Raw genomic sequence first — 24287 nt, forward strand, 5'->3', positions numbered from 1 at the left:
GTGACCACCCCTCATCCGAGGCGGTGACACGGCCCCGCCGGGCTCACATCGAGAACGCAAACGACAAGGAGACCGCCACACCATGGCAAACTTCACGATCGCCGACATCAAGGCGCTGCGCGAGCAGCTCGGCACCGGCATGGTCGACACCAAGAAGGCCCTCGAAGAGGCTGACGGCGACGTCGAGAAGGCCGTCGAGATCCTGCGCCTCAAGGGTGCCAAGGGCAACGCCAAGCGTGCCGACCGTTCGACCAGCGAGGGCCTCGTCGTCGCTCGCGAGAACGCCGGCTCCGTGACGCTGCTCGAGCTCGCCTGCGAGACCGACTTCGTCGCCAAGAACGAGCGCTTCATCGCCCTGGCCGACAAGGTCGTCGACGCGGCCGCCGCCGCGGGCGCCGACTCGGTTGAGGCCGCCCTCGCCGCCGACGCCGACGGCAAGACCGTCGAGCAGCTCATCTCCGACGAGGCCGCGATCATCGGCGAGAAGGTCGAGCTCCGTCGCGTGCGCACCATCTCGGGCGACAAGTTCGAGGTCTACCTGCACAAGACCAGCAAGGACCTGCCCCCGCAGGTCGGCGTGGTCCTCGCCTACACCGGTGACGACGCCGAGACCGCTCGCTCCATCGCGCAGCACATCTCGTTCGCCAACCCCTCGTACCTCACCCGCGACGCCGTCCCCGAGGCCGACGTCGAGAAGGAGCGCGAGATCGTCACCGAGATCTCCCGCAACGAGGGCAAGCCCGAGGCCGCCCTGCCGAAGATCGTCGAGGGCCGCGTCAACGCGTTCTTCAAGCAGGTCGCCCTGCTCGACCAGGACTACGCGAAGGACAACAAGCTGTCCGTCGCCAAGGTCGCGTCCGACGCCGGTCTCACGCTGACCGACTTCGCCCGCTTCAAGGTCGGCGCGTAACCCTTCGACAGGCTCAGGGCCCGTCATGAGGCCCGGGATGCCATGGCATCCCGGGCCTTTTCCCTGCCCGCGCTCCGATCGGTTCCGCCGTGTCGGTAGGCCCGAGCGGGGGGATAGTTTGTTCAAGACGAGAGGACACCACCCGTGATCGATGAAGCCACCAAGCGCCGCCGCGTCCTGCTGAAGCTGTCGGGGGAGGCGTTCGGCGGAGGCCAGTTGGGCGTGAACCCCGACGTCGTGAGCCAGATCGCGCGCGAGATCGCCGAGGCGGTGGACCGCGTCGAGATCGCGATCGTCGTCGGCGGCGGCAACTTCTTCCGCGGCGCCGAACTCAGCCAGCGCGGCATGGACCGCGGTCGCGCCGACTACATGGGCATGCTCGGCACCGTGATGAACTCGCTCGCCCTGCAGGACTTCCTCGAGCAGGCCGGAGCCGCCACGCGCGTGCAGTCCGCGATCTCCATGACCCAGGTCGCCGAGCCCTACATCCCGCGCCGCGCGGTGCGACACCTCGAGAAGGGCCGGGTCGTGATCTTCGGCGCGGGCGCGGGGCTTCCGTACTTCTCGACCGACACCGTCGCCGCGCAGCGCGCCCTCGAGATCGGTGCCACCGAGGTCCTCGTGGCCAAGAACGGCGTCGACGGCGTCTACACGGCCGACCCGAAGGTCGACTCCTCCGCCACCAAGCTCGACCATCTCACCTACAACGACGCCCTGCAGAAGGGCCTCAAGGTCGTGGATTCCACCGCCTTCAGCCTCTGCATGGACAACGGCATCGACATGCGGGTCTTCGGCATGGAACCCGCCGGCAACGTCACCCGCGCCCTGCTCGGTGAGACGATGGGCACCCTCGTCACCGCATGACGCGCCGCGCGGGCCCGGGGAGCCGGGCCCGCGCGCGACTAGACTGGGAAGTCAGTCCCAACGAATGGAGTCACCGTGATCGCCGAAGCCCTCGCCGATGCCGGAGCGCGCATGGATCGCGCCGTGGAGGCCGCCAAGGAGGACTTCGCGACCGTCCGAACCGGACGCGCGAACCCCCAGATGTTCCAGAAGGTCATGGTCGACTACTACGGTTCGCCGACCCCGCTGGCTCAGCTCGCATCGCTGAACAACCCCGAAGCGCGCACCGTCGTCGTCAACCCCTACGACAAGTCGGCGCTCAAGGCCATCGAGCAGGCCATCCGCGACATGCCGAATCTCGGCGCCAACCCGACGAACGACGGTTCGATCGTCCGGGTCACCATGCCGGAGCTCACCGAGGAGCGACGCAAGGAGTACGTCAAGCTCGTGCGCAGCAAGGGCGAAGACGCCAAGGTGCAGGTGCGCAACCTTCGCCGCAAGGCGAAGGACGACCTCGACGCCCTCAAGAGCGAGGTCGGCGAAGACGAGCTCGTCCGCGCCGAGAAGGAGCTCGACGGCATCACGCGCACGCACGTCGACCAGATCGACGAGGCTCTCAAGCGCAAAGAGGCCGAGCTGCTCGAGGTCTGACCCTCATGCCCGACGCCCCCGAGACCGGCGACGGTGTTCCGGTCGACCCGACCGGTTCGCGGCGCGACGCTTCGGCGCGCCGTCCTGCGATCACGGGTGAGGGCGTGACGGCGATCGAGTCGCAGCTGCGTGCGATGCGATCGGATGCCGAGCAGCACATCGCTCATGCCCGTGCCGAGTTCGATCAGGCGAACGAGCGCCTGAAGCAGCGCACCGGCCGTGACCTCATCGTGGCGACGCTGATCGGCGTCGGGATCGGTGCCGTCGTCGTCGCGTCGCTGATCTTCGTCAAGTGGCTGTTCGTGCTGTTCGCCGCGGCGGCGATGGTGCTGGGCGTGTTCGAGTTCTCGCGTGCGCTCCAGGTCGCGGGGCGACGAGTCGATGTCGTCCCGCAGCTGGTCATGGGATTCCTGCTGCTGCTGAGCGGCTTCTTCCTGAGCCCATGGATCCACTGGGTGTCCACGCTCGTCGCGGTCGTGGTGGTGATCGTGTGGCGGCTCGTGGCCCAGTTGTTCGCCGCCGACGGGCGCGCTCACATCGACGTGATCGGCGACGTCCTGGTCGCGGGGTTCGTGCAGATGTACGTGCCGTTCCTCACGAGCGCTGCGATGATCCTCCTCGCGCAGGAGCGCGGTGAGTGGTGGGTCCTCGCCTTCCTCATCCTCGCGGTCGTCGCCGACACCGGCGCCTACGTGTCGGGGCTGACGTTCGGGCGGGGCGGACGGCATCCGATGGCCCCGCGCATCAGCCCGAAGAAGACGTGGGAGGGCTTCGCCGGTGCGTGCGTCGCCGCTCTCGCCGCCGGCGCGATCCTCGCGGTGTTCATGCTGCAGGTGCCGTGGTGGGCCGGTCTGATCTTCGGTGCCGTGGTGCTCGCGACGGCGACCGTGGGCGACCTCGGCGAGTCGATGGTCAAGCGCGACCTGGGCATCAAAGACATGAGCTCGTGGCTGCCGGGTCACGGCGGGGTGCTCGATCGGCTCGACTCGATCCTGCCGTCGGCCACCGCGGCCCTGGTGATGTTCTACCTGCTGCACACGTTGGGAGTGTCATGACCGAGACCCCCGTCCACGACCGGGTGGCGGCCACGCCGTTCCCGAGCTCGGGCCGCGCCAAGGGCTACGAACGCCGCGCGGTCGACACCTTCCTCGCCCGGGCGCGTGAGGCCTTCGAATCCGACGAGGTCGGCACGCTGCGCTCCTCCGAGGTCCGGGGGGTCGCCTTTCCGCTCGTGCGGGGCGGCTATGCGGTGACCGCCGTCGACGCGGCTCTCGGCCGCGTCGAAGACGCCTTCGCCGCCCGCGAGCGCGAACACGCGCTGTCTCGTCTGGGAGCGCGCGCCTGGGTCGCCGAGACGCGCGACACGGCCCAGGTGGTGCTCGATCGACTTCGTCGACCGCGGGGTCAGCGCTTCGAACGGGTCGGGATCCTGCGTTACGGCTACCGCGTCGACGAGGTCGACGTCGTCGCCGACCGCATCGCGCGCTACCTCGCAGCGGGCGACCCGGTGACGCCCGATCAGGTGCGCTCGGTCGCGTTCCGCATGCAGCGGGGCGGCTACCGGGAGACGCAGGTCGACGCCGTGCTCGACGCGGTCGTCGAAGTCATGCTCGCCGTCGGATGAGTGGGCGCGTGGCACCCTCCGGCGGACCTCGGTAGACTCGACGGCACTGTGACTTCTGGTTCGGAACTCTCACGCTCCTCCTCGGTCCGCATCGCCCGTCGTGGCGGAGCGGGCGTCGACGTGATCCCGCCGGAGCTGCCTCGTCGTTCGGCGCCGCGCTGGTCGCGCCGACGCGGCGTGGTCGGCGTGTTCGCCTCGTGCGCCGCCGTCCTGTTCGCGGGCGCGTACGTCGGCCCCATGGGGGCGTCGCTGCTGCCGGCCCAGGCGTCGGAGCCGCAGACGGTCACCCTGTACGCCGAGGGTCTCGACGACGTCCAGGCGGTGTCGACCTCCGGCGAGAAGCAGGCGCCCGACCTCCAGCGCTCCAGCTACAACGTCTACGTCAAGCCGAAGCCCACTCCGACTCCGACGCCCACTCCCTCGGCGTCGCGCGAGTCGGACTCGGGTTCGTCGGCCGGCAGCACCGGTCCGTTGTTCTACACCGGCGGCGGCGCACCCGCCGAATGGATGGCCGCGGCGGGCATCGCCGAATCCGACATGGGCTTCGTCGACTACATCGTCAGTCGCGAAAGCGGATGGAACCCCAACGCGACCAACCGGTCGTCGGGAGCCTGCGGTCTCGTGCAGGCCCTGCCCTGCAGCAAGGTCCCCGGCAACGGCTACGACCCGGTCGACAACCTGCGGTGGGGGACCGGGTACGCCACCGGGCGTTACGGCGGATGGGCCGGCGCCTACGCCTTCTGGACCGCCAACCACTGGTGGTGAGCGGCATCCATGCCCCGCTCCCGTAAGAGGCGTCCCGATTCCTCGCGCGCCGACGAATCGCTCGACCGGCTGATCGCCGGGTGGAAGCGCACCGAGGTCAAGCGCGGGGGAGAGTGGACCGTGCAGCCCCTGTCGGGTCCGCAGGCCGCCAAAGAGTACGTCTGCCCGGGTTGCGGGCGCACCATCCCCGTCGGTACGCCCCACCTCGTCGTGTGGCGCGCCGACGGCGTCCTCGGCGATGCCGCCGATCTCGCCGCCCGTCGCCACTGGCACACGCACTGTTGGAGGATCGCCTGATGGAGATTCGCGGACCCGTTCTTCTGCCCGCCCGTCGCGAGGACATCACCCTGCGCACGGTCGACGAGCTCACCCTCGTGGGCGAGCTCGCTCTGCCTGCCGATCGCGAGCCGGTGGCCACCCTGGTGACGCTGCATCCGCTACCGACGGCGGGCGGCTTCATGGATTCGCACATCCTCCGCAAGGCGGCCGGACGCCTGCCCGCTCTCGCCGATCTGGCGGTGCTGCGCTTCAACACCCGCGGCACGTCGTCGCCGCGCGGCACGAGCGGGGGAGCGTTCGACGGGGGCGCGAACGAGGTCTTCGACGTCGCGGCCGCGGTCGACTTCGCGCGCGAGCGGGAGCTGCCGCGTCCGTGGCTGGTGGGGTGGTCATTCGGCACCGAACTGGCGCTGAAGTACGGTCGCGATCATGACATCGAGGGCGTCATCCTGCTCTCGCCCCCGTTGCACCGTGCCACGGCCGAGGAGGTCGCGGCGTGGGCGGGCGATCCGCGGCGGATGGTCGTGCTGGTGCCCGAGTTCGACGATTACCTGCGCCCGGACGAGGCCCGTAAGCGGTTCGCCTCGGTCCCGGATGCCACGCTCATCGCCGTCGACGGGGGGAAGCACCTCTGGGTCGGCGAGACGCAGACCCGTCGTGTGCTGACCGAGATCGTCGCCGCGGTGAACCCCGACGCGCTGCCGCTGCCCACCGAGTGGGACGGCCCGGTGGAGGACTGACTCAGCGCTCGTTCTGCCGCGGGATGATGACCTCGCGGTAGATGATGAGGATGCTGGCGGCCACCGGGATCGCGATCAGGGCGCCGAGCAGGTTCAGCAGCGCGCCTCCCGCGAGGGCCGAGATGACGACGACCGATCCGGGCACCGAGACCGCGCGGTTCATGATGCGCGGGGAGATCACGTACGCCTCGATCTGCATGTAGACGAGGTAGTAGATCGCCGCGGCGAGGATCGCCCACGTCGGGGTGCCCAACCCCGGGATGAGGCACGTCAGCACGATGATCGTCGATCCCGTGAGCGTGCCGACGAGCGGGATGAGCGAGAAGAAGAAGGCGATGACGGCGAGCACGGCGGGGAAGGGCGCGTCGATGATCGACAGGAAGATCGCGCTCAGCACGCCGTTGATGACGCCCAGGCTGACCTGGCCCATGACGTAGTAGCCGACCGAGTCGGTGATCTTCTCCGCCAGCTCGATGAATCGTGCGCGCTTGGACGCCGGCACGAGTTGGTACACCGCCGACTTCAGGGAGGGGGTGGATGCCGTGAAGTAGATCGTGAGGATGAGCACGATGAACGCGCCGCCCAGGCCCGCCGCGACCGCTCCGCCGATCTGGAGCAGGCTGTTGCCGACCATCGTCGAGATCGACCCGACGTCGAGGGTGCCGAGCCACTGCTGAACTCCGGCCCAGACGTCGTCGAGCCGGAGCCACGGAAGGGTCTGCGACGCCCAGTCCTGCACCTGGCGGACGAGCTCGTTCCACCGGTCGGCCTGCAGGAGCTGCTCGATCTGGACGACGAGCTGGGTGATCTGACCGACGATGATCGGCACGACCATGACGATGATGCCCGCGAAGACGCCGAGCACCGCGAGGATCGTCACGAGCACCGCCGCCCAGCGCGGCAGCCCCCGCCGCTCGAGGAACGAGACGACCGGGTCGAGGCCGAGGGACAGGAACAGGGCCGTTCCGACGTAGAGGAGGATGGTCGAGAGGTTCTGGACGCTGCCGATCAGCAGCAGTCCGACGCCGACGCCGAGGGTCGCCAGCAGCGCGACCCGGAATGGGTTGTGGATCTTCATGGCCCGACGACTCCCGCCTCAGCCGGGCCTCGTGCCCGTCTGGTCAGGATACTGAGGCGCGAGCGCCCACCGCGTGCGCGACGGGCCTCGCCGCGAACTTTCAGGCGCCCTCCGATAGTCTGAAACGTCGATTCTTCGGTGGCGCCCGAGCCGCCGGTGGGGATGGTGTGAAGCGTGAGATTCGTCTGGGCCGTGGTGGCGTTCGTCATCGCCGCCGTCATGATCGGTGCCGGTATCGCCCAGCGCACGGTGTTCCAGGGCCCGTCGGAGACATCCGCGACGGTGCAGACCGAGGGGACGACGGCCTACACGCTCCTCGACGGCTCGGTGCTCAACAGCGTGCCGGGCGCGCAGACGCTGCGCGTCGAGGGTGACGGCGCCGTGTTCGTCTCGTACGGTCGCACCGCCGACGTCAAGGCGTGGCTCGCCGACGTCCCCTACACCGCGGTGACCGTCGACGGTGCCGGCGTCGTGCAGACCGCCGTCGCGCAGCCCACCGTGACGCCCACGAGCGATGCGGCCGCGGGCCGTTCCCCGGTCGACTCCGACCTGTGGCTCGACGAGTTCGAGCAGACCGGAACCCTGTCGACGACCCTCCAGCTCCCGAGCGACATGAGCGTCCTCATCGCTTCCGATGGCTCGTCGCCCGCGCCGGCCAACGTCAGCGTGACCTGGCCGATCGACGACTCCACGCCGTGGGCGGGGCCGCTCATCGTCGGCGGTGGGATCGTGCTGCTCATCGGCCTGGTGCTGTACCTGCTCGGCATCCGGCACGTCCGACGCTCCCGCCGGCCGCGCCGCAAGGGTCTTCCGCTGCCGGTGACCGAGCCGATCTCCACCGTGGGCGGCGACGCAGAGGCGAAGGGCGTGATCAGCGAGTCCGCCGGCCGCCGCGGCTCGCGCGTGCGCGGTGCGCTGGGTGGTCGACGCGCGCTCATCGCCGTCCCGGCGCTGGGCGTCTCGGCCGCGCTGCTGGCCGGCTGTTCCGCCGACGCGTGGCCGCAGCTCGCGGCGAGCGAGTCGCCGAGTCCGACTCCGACCGTGATCGTCCCGGAGGGCCAGTTCCCGCCCGCGGTGACCGAGGCGCAGGCGCAGCGCATCGTCTCGCGTCTGTCGTCGACCGTGGCGGAGGCCGACGCGGCCCTCGACGCGACCGCCGCAGCGGAGCGGCTCTCCGGTCCCGCTCTGGCGGAGCGCGAGACCAACTACAAGCTGCGCGCCGCGATCTCGGACCGACCGGCGCTCCCGGCGATCCCCGCCGAACCGGTGCAGATCGTGCTGCCGCAGACGACGGGAACGTGGCCGCGCTCGCTCATGACGGTGGTGGAGTCCGCGGATGCCGCGACCCCGACCACGACGATCATGATGATGACGCAGCAGACGCCGTGGGACGAGTACAAGGCGTCCTACGTCGGCAACCTCGAGGCCTCCACCAATCTGCCGGAACTCGCCGCGCCCTACGTCGGCGCCACCCAGGTGCCGCCGGACTCGTCCTTCCTCGTACTCGCGCCCGAGAAGGTCGCAGCGGCCTATGCCGACATCATCAACAACGGCACGAACAGCGCCTCGGCACCGTTGTTCGACACCGCGAACGATCTGCTCCTCTCGGCGATCCAGGACAACAAGACCAAGCGCACCGACGAGTTGAACCAGACCGGTGCCGGGACCGCCGAGATCAGCTTCTCGGCGTCCGCGGGGCCCGCGACGCCCATCGCGCTGGCCACCCTCGACACCGGCGCGATCGTCGCCGTCAACGTGTACGAGAGCGACACCGCCAAACCGACCAACACCGATGCCGTGATCAAGCTCGACAACAATCCGGCGGTCAAGGCCCTCACGGGCGTCGACCAGTCGGCGACGGGCTTCACGACGACCTACTCCGACCAGGTCTTCTTCTACGTGCCCAGCCAGGGCTCCGACGATCAGATCCGCCTGCTCGGCTACCGTTCCAGCCTCCTCGAAGCGAAGGTGTCCCCGTGAGCACTCCCGCCCCCGGTTCCGTGATGCGCGGTGCCGTCGACCTCTCGTCGCTGCGCAACCGTCACCAACCCCCGGCGCCCGCTGCGGCGACGGACGCGTCCCCGTCGCCGGCGGGGGCGATCCCGCTGGTCTTCGACGTCACCGACGCGACCTTCGGCGAGGTGCTCGAGCTCTCGCGCACGGTCCCCGTCGTGATCGACCTGTGGGCCGAGTGGTGCGGACCGTGCAAGCAGCTCAGCCCCGTCCTCGAGAAAGTCGTGAACGAGCTCGCGGGTCGCCTGGTCCTGGCGAAGGTCGACGTCGACGCGAACCCGCAGCTCGCGCAGGGCTTCCGGGCGCAGTCGATTCCGATGGTCCTCGCCCTCGTCGCCGGTCAGCCCGTCCCGCTGTTCACCGGCGCCGTTCCCGAGCAGCAGGTGCGCGACGTCTTCGCCCAGCTGCTGCAGCTGGCCGCCCAGCACGGCGTCACCGGTACGGTCCCCGTGGGCAGTGACACCGGCACCGACACCCCCGCCGAGGAGCCGCCCCTCCCGCCGCTGCACGCCGAGGCCTTCGCGGCGATCGAAGAGGGCGATTACGCCCGCGCGATCTCGGCGTACGAGCAGGCCCTCGCCGAGAACCCCCGCGACGCGGACGCGCGCGCCGGCCTCGGGCAGGTGCGACTGCTCGACCGCGTCCAGGGAGCCGATCTGCAGGCCGCTCGCGCCGCGGCGGCGGCCGACCCCACCGGACTCGAGGCGCAGTTCCTCGTCGCCGACCTCGACGTCGTCGGCGGCCACGTCGACGATGCGTTCGGACGGTTGCTCGACCTCTTCGCCGCCCTCCCGGCCGAGGAGCGCGCGCCCGTCCGCGAGCGCCTGCTGGAGCTGTTCGGCCTCGTCGGCGACGACGACGCCCGGGTCGTCCGCGCCCGAGCGCGGTTGGCATCCCTGCTGTTCTGACGAACCCGGCGCCTACGACGACGGCCCCGCTCCCGAAGGAGACGGGGCCGTCGTCGTCCGCGCGTCAGGCGTCTGCGCGGTGATGCAACCAGAGCACGCCGAGCGGGGGCAGGGTCAGAGTCGCACTGCCGCGGGCATCGGTCGTGACCGCGCCCAGATTACCCTGGCCCGACCCGCCGAACGCCTCGGCGTCGCTGTTGAGCACCTCGGTCCAGGTTCCCGACTCGGGCAGGTCGAGCGGGAAGTCGCCGAGCGGCACGCCCGAGAAGTTGCAGATCACCGCGACGGTGTTGCCGTGGTGGTCGCGACGTGCGAAGGCGAGCACGTTCGGGTTCCACGCCGGCGCACCCAGGCGCGAGAACGCGGCACCGTCGTGGTCCCGCGACCACAGGGGAGCGTGGTCCTTGTAGACGCGGTTCAGCTCGGCGACGAAGCCGTGGAGCTGGCGGTGCGCGGGCTGGTCGAGCATCCACCAGTCCAGGTCGCGGGACTCGGACCACTCCGACATCTGGCCGAACTCCTGGCCCATGAACAGCAGCTGCTTGCCGGGGTGGCCCCACATGTACGCCAGGAAGGCGCGCATGTTGGCCAGCTTCTGCCAGTGGTCTCCCGGCATCCGGCCGAAGAGGCTGCCCTTGCCGTGGACGACCTCGTCGTGGCTGATCGGCAGGACGAAGTTCTCGCTGAACGCGTAGACGAACGAGAACGACAGCTCGCCCTCGTGGTGCGAGCGGTACATCGGATCGCGACCGATGTACTGCAGCGAGTCGTTCATCCACCCCATGTTCCACTTGAACCCGAAGCCGAGCCCGGCGGCCGAGGTCGGAGCCGTGACGCCAGGGAAGCTCGTGGACTCCTCGGCGATCATCGCGATGCCGGGGTACCGCTTGTACGAGGTCGCGTTGACCTCCTGCAGGAAGCGGATGGCCTCGAGGTTCTCGCGGCCTCCGAACTGGTTGGGCGCCCACTCCCCGTCGTTGCGGGAGTAATCGAGGTAGAGCATCGAGGCGACGGCATCCACTCGGAGACCGTCGACGTGGAACTCCTCGAACCAGTACAGGGCGTTCGCGACGAGGAAGTTGCGCACCTCGTTGCGGCCGTAGTCGAAGATGAGCGTTCCCCAGTCCTTGTGCTCTCCGCGTCGCGGATCGGGGTGCTCGTACAGCGCCTCGCCGTCGAAGCGCGCGAGGGCGAACGCGTCCTTGGGGAAGTGACCGGGGACCCAGTCCATGATCACGCCGATACCGGCCTGGTGCAGCCGATCGATGAGGTAGCGCAGGTCGTCGGGGGAGCCGAAGCGGCTGGTGGGGGCGTAGTAGCCCGAAACCTGGTATCCCCACGACCCGCCGAACGGATGCTCGGCGAGGGGGAGGAACTCGACGTGCGTGAAGCCCTGGGCACCCACGTAGTCGATGATCTGATCGGCGGCGTCGCGATACGACAGGCCCTGCTTCCACGAACCGAGGTGCAGCTCGTAGATCGACATCGGCCGGTCGACGGGTGCGGTGCGCGAGCGCTCCTCGATCCAGGCGTCGTCGCTCCACTCGTAGGCGGTGTCGGTGACGACGGATGCCGTTGCCGGCGGCACCTCGGCGGCCCGGGCCATGGGATCGGCCTTCTCGATCCACTGACCCCCGCGGGTGAGGATCTCGAACTTGTACCGGGTTCCGACGCCGATGCCGGGCACGAACAGCTCCCAGACGCCGCTGCCGCCCATGGAGCGCATGGCGCTCCCGCTGCCGTCCCAGCCGTTGAAGTCTCCCTTGATGCGCACCGCGCGGGCGTTCGGGGCCCAGACCGTGAAGGCCACGCCCTGCGAACCGTCGATCTCGCGCACGTGCGCGCCCAGGACGCGCCACAGCTCCTCGTGACGGCCCTCCGCGATGAGGTGGAGGTCGAGCTCGCCGATCGAGGGCGAGTGGCGATAGCCGTCGTCGGTGACGTGCTCGGTGCCGTCGTAGGTGGCGCGCACCGTGTAGCGACCGGGGAACGACTCGACGGTCGCCTCCCAGATGCCCCCGCGCAGGTGGGTGAGGGGCACCGCCGTGCCGTCGTCGAGAACGGCCACCACCTCGGCCGCGAGCGGTCGGCGCGCGCGGATGACCCACCCGTCGCTGCTCTCGTGGACGCCCAGCACGCTGTGCGGGTCGTGGTGGGCGCCGTGGGCGACGGCGTCGAGGATGTCGGGGGACAGGGGGGTCATCGGTTCTCCTTGACGTGCAGGATGTGCACGGGTTCGGCGAAGGCGTCGAGGCGCACGAAGTTGTGGTCGGCCCAGGTCCACACCTGGCCCGTCACGAGGTCCTCGACGTCGTACGACGCCCCGGGTTCGATGCCGAACACGGTGGTGTCGAGGTGGACGGTGGTCTCCCGGGCCGAGTGGGGATCGACGTTCGCAACGACGATGATCGTGTCGGCTTCGCCGGTCGGCGACAGCTCCGCGGAGAGGTGCTTTGAGTAGACGAGGATGGCGTCGTCGTCGCTCCAGTGGATGCTGAGGTTGCGCAGCTGACGCAGCGCCGGGTGCGCGCGACGCGCCGCGTTGAGCATGCGCAGGTACGGGGCGAGCGAGTCGCCCGCGGCTTCGGCGCCCGCCCAGTCGCGGAACTTGTACTCGTACTTCTCGTTGTCGATGTTCTCCTCGGAACCGGGCCGGGCGACGTTCTCGAACAGTTCGTACCCGGCGTAGACGCCGTAGGTCGGGGCCGCGGTGGCCGCGAGGGCGGCGCGGACCTTGTACCCCGGTCGCCCGCCGAACTGCAGGTACTCCGTCAGGATGTCGGGGGTGTTGACGAAAAGGTTCGGCCGGAGGAAGTCGTCGGTCTCGTGAGCGAGCCCCGAGAGGAACTCTTCGAGTTCTTCCTTGGTGTTGCGCCAGGTGAAGTACGTGTAGCTCTGCTGGAAGCCGGCCATCGCCAATCCCTGCAGCGGGGCGGGGCGCGTGAACGCCTCCGCGAGGAAGACGGCATCCGGTTCTTCGGTGCTGACGGTCGCGATCAGCCACTCCCAGAACTGAAGCGGCTTGGTGTGCGGGTTGTCGACGCGGAAGATCTTCACGCCCTGCGCGATCCAGTGCCGCACGACGCGCAGCACCTCCGCGCGGATGCCCTCGGGGTCGTTGTCGAAGTTGACCGGGTAGATGTCCTGATACTTCTTCGGCGGGTTCTCCGCGAACGCGATCGACCCGTCCGGAAGCGTCGTGAACCATTCCGGGTGCTCGGTGACCCACGGGTGATCGGGGCTCGCCTGCAGCGCGAGGTCGAGCGCCACCTCGATGCCGTTGTCGCGGGCCGCGGCCACGAACGCGCGGAAGTCCTCGAGCGTGCCGAGGTCGGGGTGCACGGTGTCGTGTCCGCCCGCGGCGCCGCCGATGGCCCACGGCGAGCCGGGGTCGCCGGGCTGCGTGACGAGGGTGTTGTTCGGGCCCTTGCGGTTCGTCTCACCGATCGGATGGATCGGGGGGAGGTAGAGCACGTCGAAGCCCATACCGGCGACACCGGGGAGCCGTTCCGCGGCGGTGCGGAAGGTCCCGCTGATGACGGAGCCGTCCTCGGCGCGGCGCGCGCCCTCGGAGCGGGGGAAGAACTCGTACCAGGCGCCCACGCCGGCGCGTTCGCGCTCGACGAGCAGCTCGGCATCCCGTCCGACCGACACCAGGCCCATCATCGGCCGGTCCGCGAACAGCGACGCGATCTGCGGGTCCCGCACGATCGCGAGGGCGACGTCGTCGTGGACGTCGGGGTCGCGCAGCGACCGGGCCGCGTCGTAGAGCGCGTCCTTGTCGGTCCCGGGACGCTTCTTCTCACCGCGAGCGCGGTCGAACAGCTGCGCGCCCATCTCGCGCATGAGCGCGGTGTCGACACCGGCCGCGATCTTCAGCTCGGCCGCGTGCTCCCACGTCGCGAAGTCGTCCGCGAAGGACTCGAAACGGAACCGCCACACGCCCTGCTCGAGCGGGGCGACGAGGACGGACCACCGGTCGAACCCGTCGTTGAGCGGGCTGAGACGGTGCAGCGACTCGTCGCCCGAGGGGGAGAAGAGCCGCACGTTCACGCCGATGCGGTCGTGACCCTCGCGGAACGCCGTGACCGTGAACGGGACCGCCTCGCCGACGTAGGCGGACGGCCGGAAGCGTCCGCCCGGGACGCTCGGGTGCGGCAACGCCATCGGGATGCGCGGCGTGACCACGCTGCGCGAAGTCGGCGTCGGCTTCACCGGGCGCACGGGGATCGAGGCGGCGCTGCGCCAAGGCAGCTCGGGCGAAGATGTCGTCGTGGTGGCCACGGTCCGAACCTACCGTGGGCCGGCGCTCGCGCCCCGGCTTTCTCGCGGCCTTGACAGCGCGGGGCGATCAGTCGACGCGGAACAACCGCATCGACGTCCCCGCCAGCGGGACCACGTCGCCGGGGACGAACGTCTCGTCGTCGTCGGCGGGCGCTTCGTCGGCGCTCGACCACAGCGACACGAACGAGGCCCCGGTCAGTGCGGGCAGCGTGATCTCGGTGGGCTCCTCGGTGCCGTGGATGACGAGCAGCACTCGATTGGGCTCCTCGTCTTCGGGGGTCGAGGTGGCGAGATACTGCAGCGTCCGGTGCGCGGGGTCGTTCCAGCGATCGCTCGACATCGTTTCGCCGTGCTCGTCGAACCAGTCCATGACGGAGGCCGAGGGGATGGTCTCACCCGCGCGGGCGAAGCGCTTCGGACGCAGCGCCGGGTTGTCGCGCCGCGCCTGCAGCAGGCGCTGCGTGTGCGCGAGCAGGTCGCGCTGCCACGGCGCCAGGTCCCACGACACCCAGGTGAGCGCCGAGTCGTGGCAGTAGGCGTTGTTGTTGCCCCGCTGCGTGCGCCCCATCTCGTCGCCGGCCGTGATCATCGGCACTCCGGCCGACAGCAGCAGCGTCCCCATCAGGTTCCGCATGGCCTTGCGGCGGGTGGCGAGCACGCGCTCGTCGTCGGTGCGTCCCTCGGCACCGTGGTTGAAGGAGCGGTTAGTGTCGGCCCCGTCGCGATTCTGCTCGCCGTTGCCGAGATTGTGCTTGACGTCGTAGGAGACGAGGTCGCGCAGGGTGAAACCGTCGTGCGCGGTGACGAAGTTCACGCTCGCCAGCGGGCCGCGGTCCTCGCTGAACGTGTTCGACGAACCGGCGAGACGCGTCGCGAAGCCGCCGATCCCCACGGGGGCGGTGTCGGCGCGTCGCGCGTAGTCGACGTCGCTCAACCAGAAGTTGCGCACCCGGTCGCGGTAGCGATCGTTCCACTCGAGCCACGGAGAGCCGAAGTTGCCGGTCTGCCAGCCGCCCATACCGACGTCCCACGGTTCGGCGATGAGCTTGGTGCCGGCCAGCGCCGGGTCTTCGCGGATGGCGGTGAGCAGCGGGTGGTCGGGGGTGAAGGAGTGACGCTCGTCGCGGCCGAGCGTCACCGCGAGGTCGAAACGGAAGCCGTCGACCTGCACCTCGTCGCTCCAGTAGCGCAGCGAGTCCAGGACCAGACGCGCCGCGGCATCCGTCGACGTGTCGACCGCGTTCCCGCACCCGGTCTCGTCGATGTAGACACCTTCACCGGTCTGTCGGTAGTAGCCGGTGTTGTCGATTCCCCGGAAGCTGGTGCGCGGATCGCCGATACCGCCCTCGGCGGTGTGGTTGTAGACGACGTCGAGCAGTACCTCGAGTCCGGCCTCGTGCAGGAGCTTCACCATCCCCTTGAACTCGCGCAGCACCGCCTCCGGTCCCTCCGCGCGGCTCGCCGCCGTGGCGTACGGAGCGTGCGGCGTGAAGAAGTTGAGGGAGTTGTAGCCCCAGTAGTTGGTGAGCCCGAGCTGCAGCAGCCGCGGTTCGGTGGCGTAGGCGTGCACGGGGAGGAGCTCGACGCTGGTGACCCCGAGCGAGAGCAGGTGCTCGATCATGGCCGGGTGGGCGAGCCCCGCGTAGGTGCCGTGGAGCGCCGGCGGGATGAGGGGATGCCGCTTCGTCAGGCCCTTGACGTGCGCCTCGTAGATCACGGTGCGGTCCAGCGGCACCCCCGGCTTGGCCGACGAGCCCCAGTCGAAGGACCCGTCGATCACGACCGACCGCCAGTCGCCCGTTCCGCCGCCCGACACGAGCCCGCGGGAGTACGGCTCGATGAGCAGCGACTCGGGGTTGAAGAGGTGCCCGGGCCCCTGGGGTCCGCCCACGCGGATCGCGTACCGCGCGCCGGCCCGGAGCAGGGGCGTCGTCGCCTGGAAGACACCGCCGCCCACGGGGACCATGTCGATGGTCTCGGTGGCCCAGTCGAGGTCGACGTCGTCGAAGAGGAGGAGCTGGACGGAGTCGGCGGTTCCCGACCACACGCGCAGCGTCCCGCCGTCGGGGCCCAGGCGCACGCCGAGGTCGTCGAGGGCGGGGTTCAGCAGGGCGGGGCGGGCGGGGAGGACCGTCTCGGGTAAGACCATGCGCCCTAGGGTAGTGAAGGCGGCTGACACCACGAGGAGGACCGGATGCGGGTATACCTCGATCACGCGGCGACCACGCCGCTGCGTCCCGAGGCGCGCGACGCCTGGATCGCGGCGCACGAGGTCATCGGCAACCCGTCCTCGATCCACGGCGCCGGTCAGGATGCCCGGCGACTTCTCGAGGACGCCCGTGAGAATCTCGCGGAGATCCTGGGATGCCAGCCCATTGAAATCGTGTTCACCTCCGGCGGCACCGAGGCGGCGAACCTCGCCCTGAAGGGTGCGTGGTGGTCGCGTGTGGCCGGCGCGGACGCCGTCGTGCTGCCCGACGGTGAGCATCACGCGACGCTCGACGTCGTCGGGTGGCTCGCCGCCGCGGAGGGGGCGTCGGTGCGCGCCGTGCCTCTCGACAGGCGGGGGCGGATCGATCCGGAGCTCTTCGCCGCAGCGCTTCCCGGGGCGGCGGTCGCGACGGCTCTCGTCGCCAGCAACGAGGTGGGGACGATCCAGGATGCCGCGTCCCTGGCGCGGGCGGCATCCGAAGCCGGCGTGCCGATGCATCTCGACGCGGTGTCCGCGCTGGGACAGATCCCGGTCGACTTCGGCGGGTGGCGCGGGGCGGGCGCATCGGCGGCGGGGCTCGTGGCGATGTCGGTCTCGGCGCACAAGGTCGGTGGACCCGTGGGCGTGGGCGCGGCGGTCGTCTCCCGGCACGCGCGGCTGACCCCGCTCCTGCACGGCGGCGGTCAGCAACGGGGGCTGCGCGCCGGCACTCAGGATGTCGCGGGAGCGGTCGCCTTCGCGGCGGCGGCGCGCGCTGCCGAGGCGGAGCGCGAGAACGAGAGCGTGCGTCTCGCGGGTCTGCGTGATCGCCTCGTGGCGGGGATCATCGCCGGCGTGCCCTCGGCCCGGCTCCTGGGCGACCCCTCGCACCGACTCCCGGGCAACGCGCACGTTTTGTTCCCGGATGCCGCCGGCGAGACGCTGCTGTTCCTGCTCGACATGGAGCAGATCGCGGTGTCGACCGGCTCCGCCTGCCAGGCGGGGGTCGCGGAGCCGTCGCACGTCGTCCTCGCCCTCGGTCTCGACGACCGGGCCGCGCGGTCGGTGCTGCGTTTCACCCTCGGATACACCTCCACGCCGGCGGACGTCGATGCTCTCGTCACCCGCATCCCGGAGGCGTACCGGCGGGCCGTGGCATCCGGCGCCCGTTCAGACCGCGCTTCGTAGACTGGGACGATGCGAGTTCTGGCGGCGATGAGCGGTGGGGTCGACTCCGCGGTGGCGGCGGCCCGCGCGGTGGAGGCCGGTCACGACGTGGTGGGCGTGCACCTCGCGCTCTCGCGCGCCGGGGGAACGCTGCGCGCCGGCAGCCGCGGGTGCTGCACGATCGAGGACGCCATGGATGCGCGACGCGCGGCCGACAAGCTCGGGATGCCGTTCTACGTGTGGGACTTCTCCGAGCGCTTCCGCGACGACGTCATGGACGATTTCGTCTCGGAGTACCGCGCCGGACGCACGCCGAACCCGTGCATGCGGTGCAACGAGAAGATCAAGTTCGCCGCTCTCCTCGAGCGGGCGCTCGAGCTCGGTTTCGACGCCGTGTGCACCGGTCATTACGCCACGCTCGTCGACACGCCCGAGGGGCGCGAGCTGCACCGGGCGTCCGACAACGCCAAGGATCAGTCGTACGTCCTGGGCGTGCTCACCGCCGAACAGCTCGCGCACACCTACTTCCCGCTCGGTTCGACGCCCTCCAAGGCGCTCGTGCGCGCCGAAGCGGAGGCGCGCGGTCTGTCGGTCGCGCAGAAGCCCGACAGCCACGACATCTGCTTCATCCCCGACGGCGACACCCGCGGCTGGCTCGCCGACAAGGTCGGGGCTGAGCGCGGCGAGATCCTCGACCGCACGGGGGCCGTCGTCGGCACGCACGAGGGAGCCCACGCCTTCACGGTCGGGCAGCGCCGCGGCCTCCAGCTGGGCGTGCCCGCGGCCGACGGCAAGCCGCGCTTCGTGCTCGAGGTGCGGCCGGTCACCAACACGGTCGTGGTCGGCCCGAAAGAGGCCCTCGCGTGCTCCGAGATCGCGGGGGAGCGCTTCACGTGGGCGGGTCGTGCCCCGTCGGCATCCTCGTTCCCCTGCGACGTGCAGATCCGCGCGCACGCCGACCCTGTCCCCGCCGCCGCGGAGCTGGTCGACGGTGTGCTCACCGTACGCCCCGAGGAACCGTTCGACGGCGTCGCTCCCGGCCAGACCGCGGTGCTCTACGACGGCACGCGCGTGATCGGGCAGTTCACGATCGACCGGACGGTGTCCGCGGTCCCGGTCGAGGCCTGAACCCTTTTCTCCGCGGGCGCGAGTGCCACTGCGCGGGACGGGAGGAGAATCGCGCTGCGGAGGGCCGAGTCGGGGCGGACTCTCCTCCCGCGCCGAAAGCTCCTCCGTCGGGCGCGAGTGCCACTGCGCGGGACGGGAGGAGAATCGCGCTGCAGAGGACCGAGTCGGGGCGGGCTCTCCTCCCGCGCCGAAAGCTCCTCCGTCGGGCGAGGTGAGGCCCGCCTGCGCCCGGCAAGGCCCTCCGGCGATGTCGGACCCCGTCCCTAAGCTGGATGGGTGACCGAGCACGATCAGCTTCCCGACCTCACCCTCGACGAGGCGCGCGCCGAGGCCGACGACCTCACCCGGAGCATCGTCGCCGCGCGCGACGCCTACTACGGACGAGACGCCGAGGTCGTCGACGACGCGACGTACGACGCGTGGATGCATCGACTCGAGGAGCTGGAGCGTCTGCACCCCGAGCTGCAGGGACAGGACAGTCCCACGCAATCGGTGGGCGCGGCCGAGGCCACCGATCTCGCCACCATCGAGCACGCCGAGCGCATGCTCAGTCTCGACAACGTGTTCTCACCCGAGGAGCTCCGCGACTGGGCCGTGAAGACGCAGGCGGCGGCGGGACGCCCGGTGCAGTGGTTGAGCGAGCTCAAGATCGACGGACTCGCCATCAGCCTCCGCTACGAGAACGGCGTGCTCACCTCGGCGGCCACGCGCGGGGACGGGCGGGTCGGCGAGATCGTCACCGAGAACGCTCTGCGTCTGTCCGACATCCCGCGGGAGCTCGAGGGCGAAGGTCACCCGGCGATCGTCGAGGTGCGCGGCGAGGTCTTCATCCCCGTCGCGGCCTTCGAGAACCTCAACCGCCTGCAGGGCGAGTTCCGGGAGCGGGCCGTGGCCGAGGCGCGAGAGCGTGCCGCGGGCCGGCGGGGCGGCCGCTCCTTCGATGCAGCGAAGGCGGAGATCGCCGCGGCTCGCCGCTTCCCGGCGTTCGCGAACCCCCGCAACGCAGCCAGCGGCGGCCTCCGCCAGCAGATCGAGAAGAAGAGCGGCCTCGAACTCGAGGCGGGACTCGCGCGGATCGAGTCCCTCAAGCTGTACGTCCACGGCATCGGGGCATGGCGGAACCCGCCGGTGGCCGCGCAGAGCGAGATCTACGATCTGCTCGCTGCGTGGGGCCTGCCCACCTCGCCCTACAGCCGTGTCGAACCCTCGATCGACGGCGTCCTCGCCTTCGTCGCCCACCACGGCGAACACCGTCACGACGTCGAGCACGAGATCGACGGCGTCGTGGTCAAGGTCGACGAACTCGAGCTGCACGACGAGCTGGGCGCCACCAGCCGCGCGCCGCGGTGGGCGATCGCGTACAAGTACCCGCCGGAGCAGGTCAACACCAAGCTGCTCGACATCGTCGTCTCGGTCGGCCGCACCGGGCGGGCGACGCCCTTCGCGGTCATGGAGCCCGCCAGGGTCGCCGGTAGCGTCGTGCGTCAGGCGACCCTGCACAACCAAGACGTCGTGAAGGTCAAGGGCGTGCTCATCGGCGACACGGTGGTGCTGCGCAAGGCCGGAGACGTGATCCCCGAAGTCCTCGGACCCGTGGTCGAGCTTCGCGACGGCACCGAACGCGCCTTCGTGATGCCCGCGGACTGCCCCGAGTGCGGTACCCCTCTGCGTCCCGCGAAGGAGGGCGACATCGACCTCCGCTGCCCGAACGCGCGCTCATGCCCGGCGCAGGTGCGCGGACGCGTCGAGCACATCGGCTCGCGCGGGGCGCTCGACGTCGAAGCGCTCGGCGAGGTCACCGCCGCGGCGCTCACCCAGCCCGAGGTCCCGGAGAAACCACCGCTCGACACCGAGGCGGGGCTGTTCGACCTCACCGTCGAGCAGCTGGTCCCGATCGAGGTCGTCGTCCGCGACTCCGAGACGGGGGAGCGCAAGGTCGACGCCGACACCGGCGAGCTCGTCCGGCGCCTGCCGTTCCAGAAGCTCTCCCCGGCGTCCTACCCGCCCGGCACGGAAGGCCTCGATCCCGCGGAGCGGCGCCGGCGCGGCATCCGGAAGGACTACCGGGAGGTCCGCCCCTCGGAACAGGCGACGAAGCTGATCGCCGAGCTCGACAAAGCCAAGACGAAGGACTTGTGGCGTCTGCTCGTCTCGCTCAACATCCGCCACGTCGGTCCCGTCGCCGCGCGCGCCCTCGCCCAGTGGTTCGGCTCTCTCGACGCGATCCGCGCGGCGTCGCGCGAGGAGCTCGCCGCCGTCGAGGGCGTGGGAGCGATCATCGCCGATGCGGTGATCGAGTGGTTCGAGGTCGATTGGCATCGCGAGATCGTCGAACGGTGGGAGGCGGCCGGCGTGCGGTTCGCGATTCCCGGCCACCCCGGTCCCGGAGCGGCCGCGGCCGCAGGCGGCGTCCTAGCGGGGCTGACCGTCGTCGCCACGGGCTCGCTCGAGGGCTACACCCGCGAGGGGGCGCAGGAGGCGATCCTGGCGGCGGGCGGCAAGGCGGCGTCGAGCGTGTCCAAGAAGACCGACTTCGTGGCCGCGGGCCCGGGGGCCGGGTCGAAGCTGGCGAAGGCGGAGGAGCTCGGCCTGCGCATCCTGGATGCCGCGCAGTTCCGCATCCTGGTCGAGCAGGGTCCCGCCGCCCTCGACGAGAGCGCGTCTGCCACCGCTGACTGAGTACGGGGGAGGAGGGGTCTGTGGAGGGGTTCCGGGACCGCGGCGGACGTACGCCTACGCTGCCGGGAACCGAGAGGAGATCCCATGAACCCCATCGATCCCGAGGTGCTCGCGTTCCTCGATCAGGACGACCGGCGCCTCGCCGAGACCATCCGCGCCCACGCCGTGTCGGTCGAGTACGTGTCGTGCGGGCCGGAATCCGAACCGTCGTCGTTCGCCTACACGATCGGCCTGTTCGGACTCGGCCATCCGGAACTGCTGATCTACTCGGTCACTCCGGGGACGGCCTCCGCCGTGCTGACCGAGCTCGCCGAGCGTGTGCGCGACGGCGGTGACCTCCTCCCCGGGGAGGTCATCGCCTTCGACGGGTGGGCGCACCGGGTGCGGGTCGAAGAGGTGCCGAACCCGGGCGACATCGTCTTCGGGGCGAACCGCTTCTATCAACGCCCGCCCGAGGCATCGGTTCCGGTCCTCCAGCTCACCTGGGACGACAAGACCGGGCATTTCCCCGACGAGAGCGAATACACCGTGCCGCAGCTCGCTCAGCCGCGGCCCGGTACCTGGCGGGCCTGATCCTGAGCGGCGGAGGCTGGGCGCGCGATGGTGCGTCGAGCCTGCCAATCGAGGCTCACCGGCTTCGACCGGCCACCGCCGAGAACGACGGTGGGCGGAGGCCTCAGCCCCCGCCCACCGCGATCGGGTCAGCCCTGACAGGCGGTTCCCGCCTCGGTGAAGCTCTCCTGCAGCGCCGTCACCTGGTCGCTCAGCCCGCTCACCTTGCTCGGGTCGCTGACGACGCTGTCGAGGAAGGTCACGTATTCGCCGAGCTGAGCACTCGCCTTCTGCGCCACCGGGGCGATCTCGGCGTTGCTGATCTGCGCGAAGTCGGCCGTCACCTTGTCGGCGAGGGTCCTGAATGTCGCGACCGCCGCCTGCGGGTCCGACGTGGAGATCTCGCTGCTGGCCTGGGTCACATCGGTGAACGAGCTGATGATGATCTGGCAGGCGTCGGCCTTCGACTGACCGGTCGTGGCCGCGGCCGCGGCCGAAGTGGCCGCCGCGGTCGCCGCCGGAGTCGCTGCGGCGCTCTCGCTCGCCGTGTCGGCCGGTGCCGTCGTGCCGCCCGAGCAGCCCGCCAGGAGCAGCAGGGCGGATGCGGCCAGGACGGCGAACGACGTACGTGTGGTGTGCATGAGATTCCCCCAATGGTCTCGACCGGGCGTTCCCGGCACTCCATCTCACCGTATCGATGGACGCGCTCCCCGCCTGACGGCTCTCGCTAGCGCCCCGCCGGGATCAGTCCGAGAGGAGCGTGTCGCGAACCTGCCGGCGCAGGACCTTGCCGATGAGCGATCGCGGCAGCTCGTCGACCACGACGACGCGCTTGGGCACCTTGTAGGGAGTGAGGATGCCGCGTGCGAAGGCCCGTAGCGCCTCGGCGTCGAAGTCGTCCCGAGAGGCCGGGACGACGGCGGCGACGACGTCTTCGCCCGAGTGCGCGCTGGGGAGACCGACGACAGCGACGTCGGCGACGGACGGATGCTGGCGCAGGACGTTCTCGACTTCGGTCGGCGCGACGTTGAACCCGCCCGTGATGATGAGCTCCTTGATCCGATCGACGATGCGCACGAAGCCGTCGTCGTCGATGGTGACGATGTCTCCCGTGCGGAACCACCCGTCGACGAAGACCGCCTCGGTCTCCTCGGGCTTGCCGTAGTAGCCCGAGAACACCTGGGGGCCCCGCACGAGGAGCTCGCCCTTCTCGACGTCGGTGAACGGGTCATCGGGGTCGACCACGCGGCACTCCGTGCCGGGCAGCGGCAGCCCGACGGTACCGGCGACGCGGTTGTCGGCGACGGGGTTCGCCATCAGGACGGGCGAGCACTCGCTCAGCCCGTACCCCTCGACGAGGAACCCGCCGGTCGCCTGCTCGAAGGGCACGACGAGCGAGTGGGGCAGAGCCATCGCGCCCGAGATCGCGACGTCGGTACCGGTGAGGTCGACGCCCTTCTCCTGCGCGGCGGAGAGCAGGCGCTCTGCGATCGGAGGCACGAGCGGGAGGAACGTCGCCGGGTGCTTCTTGGTGACCGCCAGCACGAGGTCGGGGTCGAACTTGGGGAACAGCACCAGGCGCGCGCCCATCGACATGGCGAATGTGAGGCACAGGGTCAGCCCGTACGCGTGGAACATCGGCAGCACCGCGTAGACGACGCAGCCTTCGCCGCGGACGATCTGCGGCACCCACGCCCGCGCCTGCGCGGCGTTGGCGAGAAGATTGGCATGCGTGAGCATCGCACCCTTGGGCGTGCCCGTCGTCCCGCTGGTGTACTGGATGATCGCGAGATCGTCGGTACGGGGACGCGGATGCGTCTCGGGCAGAGGGACGTGACCGGTCAGGTCCTCCCACTCGACGGCATCCCGGGTCTTCGCGTGCAGAGCCGCCCGCGAGGCGCGGGCCTTGGCCACGGGCAGGCGCAGCGCGAGGCGCGCGGTCCAGGGCATGGCGCGGGTCACGTCGACCGAGACGAGGGTGTCGACCTTGAGATCGGCGGGGAAGTCCTGGACGGTGGCCACGACCTTGCTCCAGACGATCGCGTGCTTCGCGCCGTGGTCCTCGAACTGCTTGCGCAGCTCGCGAGGGGTGTAGAGCGGGTTGTGCTCGACGACCACCGCGCCCAGGCGCAGGACGGCGTAGAACGCGACGATGTGCTGCGGGCAGTTGGGCAGGACGATGGCGACCGGGTCCCCGGCTTTCACACCGCGCGCGGCGAGGGCCGCGGCGACGCGGGCGATCTGCGCCGACATCTCGGCGTAGGTCGTCTCGCGACCGAAGAACTGCAGGGCGGGGGCGTCGGGATAATCGCGCGTGGAGGCGTCGACGATGTCGACGAGTGAGCCGCTCTGGGGACCGAGATCTTCCGGCACCCCCGCGGCGTAGCTCGAGGTCCAGGGGCGCGGCGGATCGAAGCTCGTCACCCGGCCAGCCTAGGGTCCCGCACGCGACGGGGTCGAGGCGGGCGGCGCAGT

General features: G+C 70.4%; 20 protein-coding genes. 14 read left to right on the forward strand and 6 right to left on the reverse strand.

All coding sequences use genetic code 11. From position 1 onward, the window contains the following. The first annotated feature begins 82 nt into the window (after positions 1-82). From tsf to Q9R20_RS12915, 8 genes are all read left to right on the forward strand, one after another. Positions 83-910: a translation elongation factor Ts gene (gene tsf / locus Q9R20_RS12880; RefSeq protein ID WP_311249705.1), complete on the forward strand. Its 828-nt coding sequence runs from the start codon at positions 83-85 to the stop codon at positions 908-910. A gap of 144 nt (positions 911-1054) precedes the next feature. Beyond that, positions 1055-1774 (forward strand): UMP kinase, encoded by a 720-nt coding sequence (gene pyrH, locus Q9R20_RS12885; protein ID WP_311249706.1) that lies wholly within the window; start codon positions 1055-1057, stop codon positions 1772-1774. A 75-nt stretch (positions 1775-1849) separates the two neighbouring features. Beyond that, positions 1850-2404 carry a ribosome recycling factor gene (frr, locus tag Q9R20_RS12890; protein WP_295840048.1) on the forward strand — a complete coding sequence of 185 codons (555 nt, stop codon included), beginning with the start codon at positions 1850-1852 and terminating at the stop codon, positions 2402-2404. Between the two features lie 5 nt (positions 2405-2409). Continuing rightward, positions 2410-3459 (forward strand): phosphatidate cytidylyltransferase, encoded by a 1050-nt coding sequence (locus Q9R20_RS12895; RefSeq protein WP_311249707.1) that lies wholly within the window; start codon positions 2410-2412, stop codon positions 3457-3459. After that, a complete protein-coding gene (locus tag Q9R20_RS12900; RefSeq protein ID WP_311249708.1) occupies positions 3456-4028 on the forward strand; it encodes a DivIVA domain-containing protein in 573 nt (190 codons plus the stop codon). Before Q9R20_RS12895 ends, Q9R20_RS12900 begins: the two co-directional genes overlap by 4 nt. A gap of 48 nt (positions 4029-4076) precedes the next feature. Further along, positions 4077-4793, forward strand: coding sequence for a transglycosylase SLT domain-containing protein (locus Q9R20_RS12905; protein ID WP_311249709.1), 717 nt, complete (start codon positions 4077-4079; stop codon positions 4791-4793). Between the two features lie 9 nt (positions 4794-4802). Then, positions 4803-5090, forward strand: a complete 288-nt coding sequence (locus Q9R20_RS12910; protein ID WP_311249710.1) for a hypothetical protein — start codon at positions 4803-4805, stop codon at positions 5088-5090. Beyond that, entirely contained in the window at positions 5090-5812 is a 723-nt protein-coding gene (locus tag Q9R20_RS12915) for an alpha/beta fold hydrolase (protein ID WP_311249711.1), read from the forward strand. The genes Q9R20_RS12910 and Q9R20_RS12915 overlap by 1 nt, the downstream gene beginning before the upstream one ends. A 1-nt stretch (position 5813) precedes the next feature. Here the strand turns inward: Q9R20_RS12915 and Q9R20_RS12920 are convergent, their stop codons facing one another. Continuing rightward, on the reverse strand, positions 5814-6890 hold the full coding sequence (locus Q9R20_RS12920) for an AI-2E family transporter (protein WP_311249712.1): 1077 nt from the start codon (positions 6888-6890) through the stop codon (positions 5814-5816). A gap of 174 nt (positions 6891-7064) precedes the next feature. On the opposite strand from Q9R20_RS12920, the gene Q9R20_RS12925 reads away from it, so the two are divergent. Both Q9R20_RS12925 and Q9R20_RS12930 read left to right on the forward strand, forming a co-directional pair. Beyond that, on the forward strand, positions 7065-8870 hold the full coding sequence (locus Q9R20_RS12925) for a glycosyl transferase (RefSeq protein ID WP_311249713.1): 1806 nt from the start codon (positions 7065-7067) through the stop codon (positions 8868-8870). Continuing rightward, positions 8867-9811, forward strand: coding sequence for a tetratricopeptide repeat protein (locus Q9R20_RS12930; protein WP_311249714.1), 945 nt, complete (start codon positions 8867-8869; stop codon positions 9809-9811). The genes Q9R20_RS12925 and Q9R20_RS12930 overlap by 4 nt, the downstream gene beginning before the upstream one ends. Positions 9812-9875: 64 nt before the next feature. Here Q9R20_RS12930 and glgB read toward each other — a convergent pair whose 3' ends face one another. The 3 genes from glgB to glgX form a co-directional block, all read right to left on the reverse strand. Then, positions 9876-12014, reverse strand: coding sequence for a 1,4-alpha-glucan branching protein GlgB (glgB, locus tag Q9R20_RS12935; RefSeq protein ID WP_311249715.1), 2139 nt, complete (start codon positions 12012-12014; stop codon positions 9876-9878). After that, positions 12011-13978 carry a maltotransferase domain-containing protein gene (locus Q9R20_RS12940; RefSeq protein ID WP_311249848.1) on the reverse strand — a complete coding sequence of 656 codons (1968 nt, stop codon included), beginning with the start codon at positions 13976-13978 and terminating at the stop codon, positions 12011-12013. The genes glgB and Q9R20_RS12940 overlap by 4 nt, the downstream gene beginning before the upstream one ends. Before the next feature lie 184 nt (positions 13979-14162). Next, the gene (gene glgX / locus Q9R20_RS12945) at positions 14163-16244 is read right to left on the reverse strand and encodes a glycogen debranching protein GlgX (protein WP_311249717.1); all 2082 of its coding nucleotides are present in this window, start codon (positions 16242-16244) and stop codon (positions 14163-14165) included. A 45-nt stretch (positions 16245-16289) separates the two neighbouring features. Here glgX and Q9R20_RS12950 point away from each other — a divergent pair, with 45 nt between their 5' ends. From Q9R20_RS12950 to Q9R20_RS12965, 4 genes are all read left to right on the forward strand, one after another. Next, the gene (locus tag Q9R20_RS12950) at positions 16290-17474 is read left to right on the forward strand and encodes a cysteine desulfurase family protein (RefSeq protein ID WP_311249719.1); all 1185 of its coding nucleotides are present in this window, start codon (positions 16290-16292) and stop codon (positions 17472-17474) included. A gap of 9 nt (positions 17475-17483) precedes the next feature. Beyond that, positions 17484-18581, forward strand: a complete 1098-nt coding sequence (gene mnmA, locus Q9R20_RS12955) for a tRNA 2-thiouridine(34) synthase MnmA (protein WP_311249720.1) — start codon at positions 17484-17486, stop codon at positions 18579-18581. Between the two features lie 276 nt (positions 18582-18857). Beyond that, positions 18858-21260, forward strand: coding sequence for an NAD-dependent DNA ligase LigA (gene ligA / locus Q9R20_RS12960; protein ID WP_311249721.1), 2403 nt, complete (start codon positions 18858-18860; stop codon positions 21258-21260). Between the two features lie 84 nt (positions 21261-21344). Next, positions 21345-21833, forward strand: a complete 489-nt coding sequence (locus tag Q9R20_RS12965; protein ID WP_311249722.1) for a DUF4262 domain-containing protein — start codon at positions 21345-21347, stop codon at positions 21831-21833. A gap of 128 nt (positions 21834-21961) precedes the next feature. On the opposite strand, the gene Q9R20_RS12970 is transcribed toward Q9R20_RS12965, so the two are convergent. After that, positions 21962-22453, reverse strand: a complete 492-nt coding sequence (locus tag Q9R20_RS12970) for a hypothetical protein (protein WP_311249723.1) — start codon at positions 22451-22453, stop codon at positions 21962-21964. 103 nt (positions 22454-22556) lie between these two features. Further along, positions 22557-24236, reverse strand: coding sequence for a long-chain-fatty-acid--CoA ligase (locus Q9R20_RS12975; RefSeq protein WP_311249724.1), 1680 nt, complete (start codon positions 24234-24236; stop codon positions 22557-22559). Between the last annotated feature and the right edge of the window lie 51 nt (positions 24237-24287).

The organism is Microbacterium sp. PRF11, assembly GCF_031844085.1.
Taxonomy (GTDB): Bacteria; Actinomycetota; Actinomycetes; order Actinomycetales; family Microbacteriaceae; genus Microbacterium.

Coding starts and splice junctions, on each gene's coding strand:
- Q9R20_RS12895 (WP_311249707.1), top strand. CDS start 2,410: ATGCCCGACGCCCCCGAGACCGGCGACGGTGTTCCGGTCGACCCGACC.
- glgX (WP_311249717.1), bottom strand. CDS start 16,244: ATGGTCTTACCCGAGACGGTCCTCCCCGCCCGCCCCGCCCTGCTGAAC.
- glgB (WP_311249715.1), bottom strand. CDS start 12,014: ATGACCCCCCTGTCCCCCGACATCCTCGACGCCGTCGCCCACGGCGCC.
- Q9R20_RS12965 (WP_311249722.1), top strand. CDS start 21,345: ATGAACCCCATCGATCCCGAGGTGCTCGCGTTCCTCGATCAGGACGAC.
- Q9R20_RS12910 (WP_311249710.1), top strand. CDS start 4,803: ATGCCCCGCTCCCGTAAGAGGCGTCCCGATTCCTCGCGCGCCGACGAA.
- Q9R20_RS12950 (WP_311249719.1), top strand. CDS start 16,290: ATGCGGGTATACCTCGATCACGCGGCGACCACGCCGCTGCGTCCCGAG.
- tsf (WP_311249705.1), top strand. CDS start 83: ATGGCAAACTTCACGATCGCCGACATCAAGGCGCTGCGCGAGCAGCTC.
- Q9R20_RS12940 (WP_311249848.1), bottom strand. CDS start 13,978: ATGGCGTTGCCGCACCCGAGCGTCCCGGGCGGACGCTTCCGGCCGTCC.
- Q9R20_RS12915 (WP_311249711.1), top strand. CDS start 5,090: ATGGAGATTCGCGGACCCGTTCTTCTGCCCGCCCGTCGCGAGGACATC.
- Q9R20_RS12920 (WP_311249712.1), bottom strand. CDS start 6,890: ATGAAGATCCACAACCCATTCCGGGTCGCGCTGCTGGCGACCCTCGGC.
- Q9R20_RS12970 (WP_311249723.1), bottom strand. CDS start 22,453: ATGCACACCACACGTACGTCGTTCGCCGTCCTGGCCGCATCCGCCCTG.
- Q9R20_RS12900 (WP_311249708.1), top strand. CDS start 3,456: ATGACCGAGACCCCCGTCCACGACCGGGTGGCGGCCACGCCGTTCCCG.
- mnmA (WP_311249720.1), top strand. CDS start 17,484: ATGCGAGTTCTGGCGGCGATGAGCGGTGGGGTCGACTCCGCGGTGGCG.